Raw genomic sequence first — 8,167 nt, 5'->3', positions numbered from 1 at the left:
GTGCTAGCGAATTTAGTGTTACATCTTTGCTTAATTGTGCACAAGAGTATAATATTAAGATAAGTGCTTTAGAAAAAGGCCATCCAATCTTATTACATTCTTATGTTGGTGCTATGATTGCAGAGATGGAATACTTTGTAACAGATCAAGAAATTTTACGAGCAATAAGGCTTCATACAACGGCCGGAGAAAAGATGACAAAGCTTGATAAAATAATTTATTTAGCCGATGCGATTGAAGATGGCCGAAGTTATGCTGGCGTTTTAGAACTTAGAGCTGTTGCGATGGTTGATTTAGATGAAGCGCTATTATTAACAATTGACAAATCGATTCAATATCTTATTAAGAGAAAAAATATTGTGCATCCAGATACAATTATGGCAAGAAATGAATTGATTTTAAAACTTAGTGATTAGACGAAAGAGGTAATAAGGTTGAAAAAACGACGAAAAATTCGTTGGAGTAGAGTTCTTTTATTGATTGTTTTTTTAATTGCTTTATTAATAGGTGTTGTTTGGCTAGGGAAAAATATTGCAGTAATAGTTCAAGGAATTCAGCTCAAATACAGTGAATTAGTTGCAGAACAAAAATTGCACAGTAAGTTTCAAGATGAAAAATTTAAACAGTATGCTAACATCTTATTTTTTGGTCTGGATGATGGTGATTTAGATCAAACTAACTCCGGGAAAAGAGCTGATGCGGTTTTTCTAATTAGCATTAACAAGCAAACTGGACAGATTAATATTTTATCAATACCAGCGACTGCGCAAATCAACATTATCGGTAAAAAAGATCAAACTGATATTAGTAAAGCCTATTATTACGGTGGAGCACAACTGGCAGTGCGTAGCATTGAAAACTTCTTAGAAGTTCCCATACACCATTATATTGCGTTAGATTGGAACTCTTTTGAAAAGTTAGTAAATGAAATGGGTGGAATAAATTTATATGTTGAAAAAGATATGCAATATATTGATCCTACTGTTAATCTTTCAATAAATCTTAAACAAGGATATCAACATTTAAATGGTCTGGAAACAGCACACTATGCAATGTTTTGTAAAGATGAACTTGGTGAAGTTGGCAGGGTCAAACGACAGCAAAAACTTATTAAAGTGATGTTGGATGAATTTATTAAGATTGATACTATTGTTAAACTACCCAAAGTAATAGAGCTGATTAATCAACATATTACAACCAGCTTATCAATGTATGATGTAGCAACATTGGCAAAATATATAAATAGTAGTAGCCCAGAGAATTTAAATATGGAAATGCTGGGGGGCAATAATATCGTTGCTCAAAACAAAGAAATCTGGGCGGTAGACAAAGAAAAAGTTAATGGACAAATGGAAAAAATGTTTATTAATAAAAATATAGAATAATTTTGGAGGAACTTATGAATACAACAGAAATGAGTAATTTTATAGCAAAAGCTGCTAGTGACAAGAAGGCCCGTGATATCGTTATGCTGGATATGCGTAATATTTCAATCATAACCGATTATTTTATAGTTTGTAGTGCAAACTCAACAACTCAAGTAAAAGCAATTGCTGATAATATCGAAGATGAATTAGCTAAACAAAACTTGAATTTTAAAAGTAAAGAAGGTTACCGCGAAGGCAGATGGGTTTTATTAGATTATTGTGATTGCGTAGTTCATATTTTCTTGGATGAAGATAGAGAATTTTATAATTTAGAAAGATTATGGAGTGAAGCTCCGCAAATTAAATATGAATAATATAATTAAGCTAAAACCCAGTAGTGTGGCAACCTTAAAAGCCGTTCGCGAAAATGAAATGGGCGTTTTTCTTGATGCGATAACAGGTAATACCTCAGATGATATTTTATTGCATAAAACGCAACAAACTAAACCGGTAGCAATTGGTGAAGAAGTTTCCGTTTTCTTATATCTTGATCCGAAAGGTCGTTTAACTGCTAGTATGAGAACGCCAAAGATGAAAGAAGGACAAATTGCTAGAGTTAATGTTATTAATGTTAGTAAAGATGGTGCTTTCGTAGATGTTGGTGCGGAACGTGGGATTTTCATGCCTTTTGCTGGGATGAGAGGTAAACTGAAAATTGGTGAAAAAGTATGGGTTAAATTATATACTGATAAGTCGGGAAGATTGGCTGTTACTATGGAAGTTGAAGACGAAATGCGCAGAGCCTCTAAGCCGGCGGTTGATGTAAAAGTTGGGGATATGGTAACCGGTACGGTCTATAATTTTACTGACCAAGGAGCCTTTGTTTTTACTAGTGAGCGTTATATTGCCTTTTTGCACCGCGGTGAAATACTTGAAAAGCCAACTGTTGGTCAGGAGATTAATGCTAGAATTACTTTTATTAGAGAAGATGGCAGAATAAATATTTCGATGAGACCACAAAAGGAAAGTGCGATTGAAATTGATGCAGAAAAAATTCTAAATTATCTTACAGATCGTGGTGGTAAAATGCCGTATGGTGATACTACTGCACCAGAAGTAATTAAGGACAAGTTTAATATTAGTAAGGCTGCATTTAAAAGAGCATTAGGTTTTTTGCTTAGGTCAAATAAAATTGAGCAAATTGATGGTTGGACATATATAAAATAAATTTTATATATTACAAAAGCAGGAATTAAGATTGTAGATATAGAAATAATAGTAAAATCTAAACCTTATTTTTATTTAAAATAAAGTTTAAACTAAAATTAAGAGGAACATGGTAATTTTCTTACTGTAAGGCATACACTTTTGAAAGTATATTTTACTGTGTGGGGGGAATTTAAATGGATGATAAAAAAGGGATATTATTAGAAACTGGTACTAATGAATTTGAAATAGTTGAATTTAATGTTGGTAAAGTTAATTATGGAATTAATGTTGCTAAAGTTCGTGAGGTTATTAATTTAGTTCCGATTACCAAAATGCCACAAGCGCACCCTTACGTTGATGGATTATTTACTTTACGGGGAAGAGTTATGCCACTAGTTAATTTGCCACGTTGTTTAAATCAGGAAACTGAAGATGATTTAAAAAATATAATTGTTACTGAAATAAATAATTATAATATCGGTTTTTTGGTAAATAGCGTTTCACGCATTCATCGAATTTCTTGGACAGAAATGGAACCAGCTCCAAATGTTAGTGATTCACCAATGGTTGTTGGTATTATTAAAATGCTTGATAAAATGGTGTTGTTGCTTGATTTTGAAAAAATAATTGCGGAAATTAATCCGGAAATTAACGAAAAATTAACAACTTTACCGGAAGTAACTAAAGATATTAAAGACCAACGTAATGATATTAAAGTTTTTGTGGCTGAGGATTCACCAATGCTTCGTGACTTATTAGTACAAACATTACATGATGCAGGTTATATTACTACTCGTGATTTCAGCAATGGTAAATTAGCCTGGGAGGCATTACAAAAAATTGGTCAAGAAGAGGCGCCTCTTGATGATAGCATCAATATTTTAATCTCAGATATTGAAATGCCACAGATGGATGGACATCACTTATTAACTCAAATCAGAGAACATAATAAACTAGGGAAATTACCGGTAATTTTCTTCTCTTCATTAATTAACGAAGAAATGAGAAGAAAAGGTGAGGCGATTGGTGCGAACGGACAAATTTCTAAACCTGAAATTGGGCAACTGATAGATTTAATTGATAGATTGGTCTTTAAAAAATAATACTTTAAAACCTGCGGAAACGCAGGTTTTTATTTGTGCTAATCCCTGAATATAAGCTATGCGGTTAAAATTATTGATACTTAAATGCAAAAATGTTATTATTTAAGGATGGAAGTAAGAGGTGAAGAAGTCTTGATTACAGTAACAGAAAAAGTTCGGTTTGTTGAAACTGATGCGATGGGTGTTGCACATCATTCAAATTATTTTCGTTGGTTTGAAATGGGACGGGTTGAATTTTTAAAGCAACATGAAATTTCTTTGAATGATTTACTAAATAGTGGGATTGTCTTTCCGATTACAGCAGTAGAATGTCAATATAAGCATTCAGCGAAGTTTGATGATGTTATTATTATTAAAACTGTTTTAGAGACAATAACACCAGTAAAAATGATTTTTTCTTATCAAGTCTTTAGAGCTGTTGATAATGTTTTATTAGCACTAGGAAAAACCCAGAATGTTTTTACAAATAAGGCTGGTAAAATAACAAAATTACCGCCGGAGATATATCAAAAAATAAAACAATAAGATTGATGTGAATGTGATAGGGGGCGGTGCAATGGACAAAAATGCACCAATTGGATTATTTGATTCAGGAATTGGCGGATTAACAGTAGTAAAAGCAATGAAAAAAATATTGCCTAATGAAAACATTATTTATGTGGGTGATAATAAAAGAGCGCCATATGGACCAAGATCACCAGTTCAAATTGTTGAGTTCATGCATGAAATTTTAAAATTTTTCTTAACAAAAAAAGTTAAAATGGCAGTATTTGCTTGTAATACGATGACCGCGTATGGGTATGAAGAAGCAAAAAAAAATTACCCGTTTTTAATAACAGCGATGAATACAGGGGCTCAGCAAGCTTTGCAAAGTAGCATTAATAAAAAAATAGGGGTAATCGCAACGCAAGGAGCAATAACCAGCAAGATGCATGAAAAAGCAATTGCTCAAATTAATCAAGAGGCGGATGTTTATGCTGTTGCCTGCCATGATTTTGTACCATTGATTGAAAAGGGAGATTTTGTTGGAACAAAAATAAAAGAAGTAGCGAAAAAATATTTACAACCATTAAAAGAAAAAGAAATAAAATCATTAATTTTAGGTTGTACGCATTATCCGCTGATTAGTAGTGTCATTAATGAAATTTTAGGTTCAGAGATAACTTTGATAAATCCGGCCGAAGCAACGGCGGCTGATGCTAAAGAGTTACTAAGAGTACATAATTTACTAAAGACAACACAAAGTGCTGGCACTACTGAAATTTACTTTTCAGCAGAGCTTGAAAAATCAAAAAAATTATCACAAATGATTCTTAATAATAATACTGATTTATATAAAACTGTTGAATTATAATTTTATTTTAGGAGTGAAGATGTTGGAAATTTTATATTATACCATTGGCTTGTTAGCGGTTATAACAATTTTAATTAGTTTATACATTAAAAATAAAGGTGATGCCAATATTGAATTCAAAGTTGCAGATCGGACAGCCTTTGAAGTTGTAAGTGCTAACCCACAAGAAGTAATTCTTAGTTGTAAAATTCCTTATATTAATAAAGGAAAACAATGTGGAACTATTATGGATTGTTTTTCTAGACATTATTTACCGCAAGAACAATTTGCTAATGTAGAGGTTAAGACGCAAATAGAATTGTTGAGCGCACCAAGAACAGATGATTATTTTGAAGCGGTTTTAGTACAAGCCGGAACTGGTGATGTTTTAAATTTAAGGGTTGTTTTAAAAACTTCTAAAGAAGAAATCAAAAATGTTTTAGTAGAGATGGTTGATTTGCCAATCGATATTTTCTATCAGATTGTAGCCCGCAAAGAATGGTTTATTAATAAGAGTAGACTAGAATTAAAGGCAGAAGAAATAAAACTAGCAATGAAAATTGCTGATGAGTTGAAGGAGGTCTAAAATGTCTAGTATTGAAATATTGCCGGTGCCAACGAGAATTTTAACAGATAAAGATAATATTGTTGAGATAATTGAAAAATATACGCAAGGTCAAGTTGGACCAAATGATGTTATTAGTGTTGCTGAAAGTGTAGTAGCAATAACTCAAGGGCGAATAACTAGACCAGAGGATCTTAAACTATCCTTTTTGGCAAAAGTTTTATGTCGTTTTGTTCCGGCCGAAGGAAGCTTAGCTAGTCCCTATGGAATGCAGGCTTTAATGAATGTTGAAGGACATTTTAGAGTGCTCTTTGCGATGATTTTAGGAATGCTAGGGAAGTTAGTAGGGAAAAGTGGTGTCTTTTATCAATTGGCGGGCGAACAAGCAGCACTAGTTGATGATGTTACAGGGACGATGCCACCGTTTGATAAATATATTGTTTATGGGCCGAAAGACCCTGAAAAAGTTGCCAATGAAATTAAAAATAGATTATCTTGCTACGGAGCAGTAGTAGCTGATGTTAATGACCTAAAAAGATCGAGAATCGTTGGAATAACAGCTGGATTAGATGGTAGGGAGATTGCTGGCTTACTAATTGATAATCCGTTTGGTAATGCGTCACAAAAAACTCCGATTGTGATAATTAAAAATTATGCTCAATATCAAGCTAAGAATAAGTAATACTGGACATTACTTGATTTTTCAAAAGAGGATAGTTAAAACTATCCTCTTTTTCTTAAAAAATAGAGGATTAGGAGGTGTTGATGTTGAAAATAGGAATTACAACAACTGTCCCTGTTGAGATAATTTTAGCAGCAGGCTATACGCCTGTTGATCTAAACAATATTTTTATAATGGATAATGAACCTAATAAATTAGTAGAAGCTGCAGAAACAGCTGGTTACCCCAGAAATATTTGTGGCTGGATTAAAGGGTTATATTCCGTAGTTTTGTCACCGGAAAATAATATAAACAAGATTATTGCTGTGACTCAAGGTGATTGTAGTAATACTCATGCACTAATGGAAACATTACAATTAGCAGGGGTAGAAACGATACCGTTTGCTTATCCTTTTGACAGAGATTATGATTTACTGAGACTGCAAATGGATAAATTAATCAAAATTTTAGGGACGGATTGGGACAGTGTTGAGCAACAAAGAAAACGCTTAGTTAAGTTGAGAAAGAAAGTAGCAGAAATTGATGCTTTAACGTGGCAAAAAAATAATGTAAGTGGTATTGATAATCATATTTTTCAAGTTAGCTGTAGTGATTTTGATGGTAATGTTGATTTATTTGAAAAGAAGGTTGATCAGTTTTTACTAAAAGCTCAAACTGCACCAGAAAAAGGAGAAGAGCTTAGATTAGCCTTTATTGGTGTTCCGCCAATTTGCCCTGACATTTATAATTATCTTGAAAGTATTGGTGCTAGAGTGGTGTTTAATGAAGTTCAACGGCAATTTGCAATGCCAAATGAAGTAGCTGATATTGTTACGCAGTATCAACTCTACACCTATCCTTATGGTGTTTTTGGCAGGCTAGAGGATATTCAGGAAGAAATAGACAAACGCAATATTGATGGCGTTATCCACTATGTTCAAAGCTTTTGTTATCGACAAATCGAAGATATGATTTTTCGCGAAAAGCTGAATGTTCCTCTGTTGACGATTGAAGGGGATAAACCGGGGAAAATTGATGCCAGAACAAAACTAAGAATCGATAGTTTTGTCGAAATGCTAAAATGAGGTGATTAATTGTGTTTTGTGGAATTGATTTAGGTAGCCGCAGTGTTAAACTAACAGTTATGAGCGATGAGAAAAAAATAATTTTCAATAAAGTTTTTGAAACAGTAAATTTCTATCGCGAATATGGTCAAAAAACACCGGAAGGGTTAGTAGTTGATTTTTCAGCACTTAATATTGATAAAGCAGATACGCTTGTTGCTACCGGTTACGGACGCAACACCCTTGATATTGTTGGAGCGATAGTGATTCCAGAACTAAAAGCTCATGTTTTAGGTGCGATTTATCAAACGGGCTTAAAGGATTTTACATTACTGGATTTAGGTGGACAAGATAGTAAGGTTATTAAAGTCGAACAAGGTAAAATGGTTGACTTTGATACTAATGATAAGTGTGCTGCCAGTACGGGACGTTATTTAGAAAATATGGCCAACGTGCTAAATATATCATTAGATGAAATGAGTAATTATAGTGAAAATCCCGTAGAATTGAGTTCAACTTGTGCTATTTTTGGTGAATCTGAATTAATCGGCAGAATCGTTGAAGGTTATAGCGTTGAAGAACTGTCAGCAGGGGTTAATTATACTATTTTTAAAAGAATAAAACCGATGCTTATTGGTTTAAAAAGTGATAAAATTATTTTTACCGGTGGAGTTGCAATCGGCTATGCTATAAAACATTTTATTGAGACTGAGTTAAATGTCGAAGTGATTGTTCCGGAATATCCCCAATTAAATGGGGCTATTGGTTGCATTGCTTATGGCATTGAACAGGTGGAAAAAAACAAATGATATTATGCAGATGGAAATTATAGAAAGTATTATGATTTTCATCTGCCTTTTTCTGT

11 protein-coding genes are annotated in these 8,167 nt (G+C 33.2%); all 11 read left to right on the top strand.

The genetic code is table 11. The features are described 5' to 3' along the window. Positions 1-416 (top strand): bis(5'-nucleosyl)-tetraphosphatase (symmetrical) YqeK (yqeK, locus tag KBI38_01880; GenBank protein ID MBP8628809.1); only part of this gene is annotated, 416 nt, incomplete at its 5' end. Between the two features lie 18 nt (positions 417-434). Continuing rightward, positions 435-1,385, top strand: a complete 951-nt coding sequence (locus KBI38_01875; GenBank protein ID MBP8628808.1) for an LCP family protein — start codon at positions 435-437, stop codon at positions 1,383-1,385. Positions 1,386-1,399: 14 nt separating this feature from the next. Then, on the top strand, positions 1,400-1,741 hold the full coding sequence (gene rsfS, locus KBI38_01870; GenBank protein MBP8628807.1) for a ribosome silencing factor: 342 nt from the start codon (positions 1,400-1,402) through the stop codon (positions 1,739-1,741). Beyond that, positions 1,734-2,594 (top strand): S1 RNA-binding domain-containing protein, encoded by an 861-nt coding sequence (locus tag KBI38_01865; GenBank protein MBP8628806.1) that lies wholly within the window; start codon positions 1,734-1,736, stop codon positions 2,592-2,594. Before rsfS ends, KBI38_01865 begins: the two co-directional genes overlap by 8 nt. Before the next feature lie 176 nt (positions 2,595-2,770). Next, positions 2,771-3,679 (top strand): chemotaxis protein CheV, encoded by a 909-nt coding sequence (locus KBI38_01860; GenBank protein ID MBP8628805.1) that lies wholly within the window; start codon positions 2,771-2,773, stop codon positions 3,677-3,679. A gap of 132 nt (positions 3,680-3,811) precedes the next feature. Then, positions 3,812-4,204: an acyl-CoA thioesterase gene (locus KBI38_01855; GenBank protein MBP8628804.1), complete on the top strand. Its 393-nt coding sequence runs from the start codon at positions 3,812-3,814 to the stop codon at positions 4,202-4,204. 31 nt (positions 4,205-4,235) lie between these two features. Further along, the gene (locus KBI38_01850) at positions 4,236-5,033 is read left to right on the top strand and encodes a glutamate racemase (GenBank protein ID MBP8628803.1); all 798 of its coding nucleotides are present in this window, start codon (positions 4,236-4,238) and stop codon (positions 5,031-5,033) included. A 19-nt stretch (positions 5,034-5,052) separates the two neighbouring features. Beyond that, positions 5,053-5,598, top strand: a complete 546-nt coding sequence (locus KBI38_01845) for a hypothetical protein (GenBank protein MBP8628802.1) — start codon at positions 5,053-5,055, stop codon at positions 5,596-5,598. Between the two features lies 1 nt (position 5,599). Beyond that, positions 5,600-6,259: a coenzyme F420-0:L-glutamate ligase gene (locus tag KBI38_01840; protein MBP8628801.1), complete on the top strand. Its 660-nt coding sequence runs from the start codon at positions 5,600-5,602 to the stop codon at positions 6,257-6,259. Between the two features lie 83 nt (positions 6,260-6,342). After that, the gene (locus tag KBI38_01835; GenBank protein MBP8628800.1) at positions 6,343-7,323 is read left to right on the top strand and encodes a 2-hydroxyacyl-CoA dehydratase; all 981 of its coding nucleotides are present in this window, start codon (positions 6,343-6,345) and stop codon (positions 7,321-7,323) included. Positions 7,324-7,334: 11 nt separating this feature from the next. Continuing rightward, entirely contained in the window at positions 7,335-8,111 is a 777-nt protein-coding gene (locus KBI38_01830; GenBank protein MBP8628799.1) for a 2-hydroxyglutaryl-CoA dehydratase, read from the top strand. Positions 8,112-8,167: the final 56 nt, after the last annotated feature.

It is taken from the genome of Negativicutes bacterium (assembly GCA_018052945.1).
In the GTDB taxonomy this organism is placed as follows: Bacteria; Bacillota; Negativicutes; order JAGPMH01; family JAGPMH01; genus JAGPMH01.
This window is presented reverse-complemented; position numbering and strand designations above follow the sequence as displayed.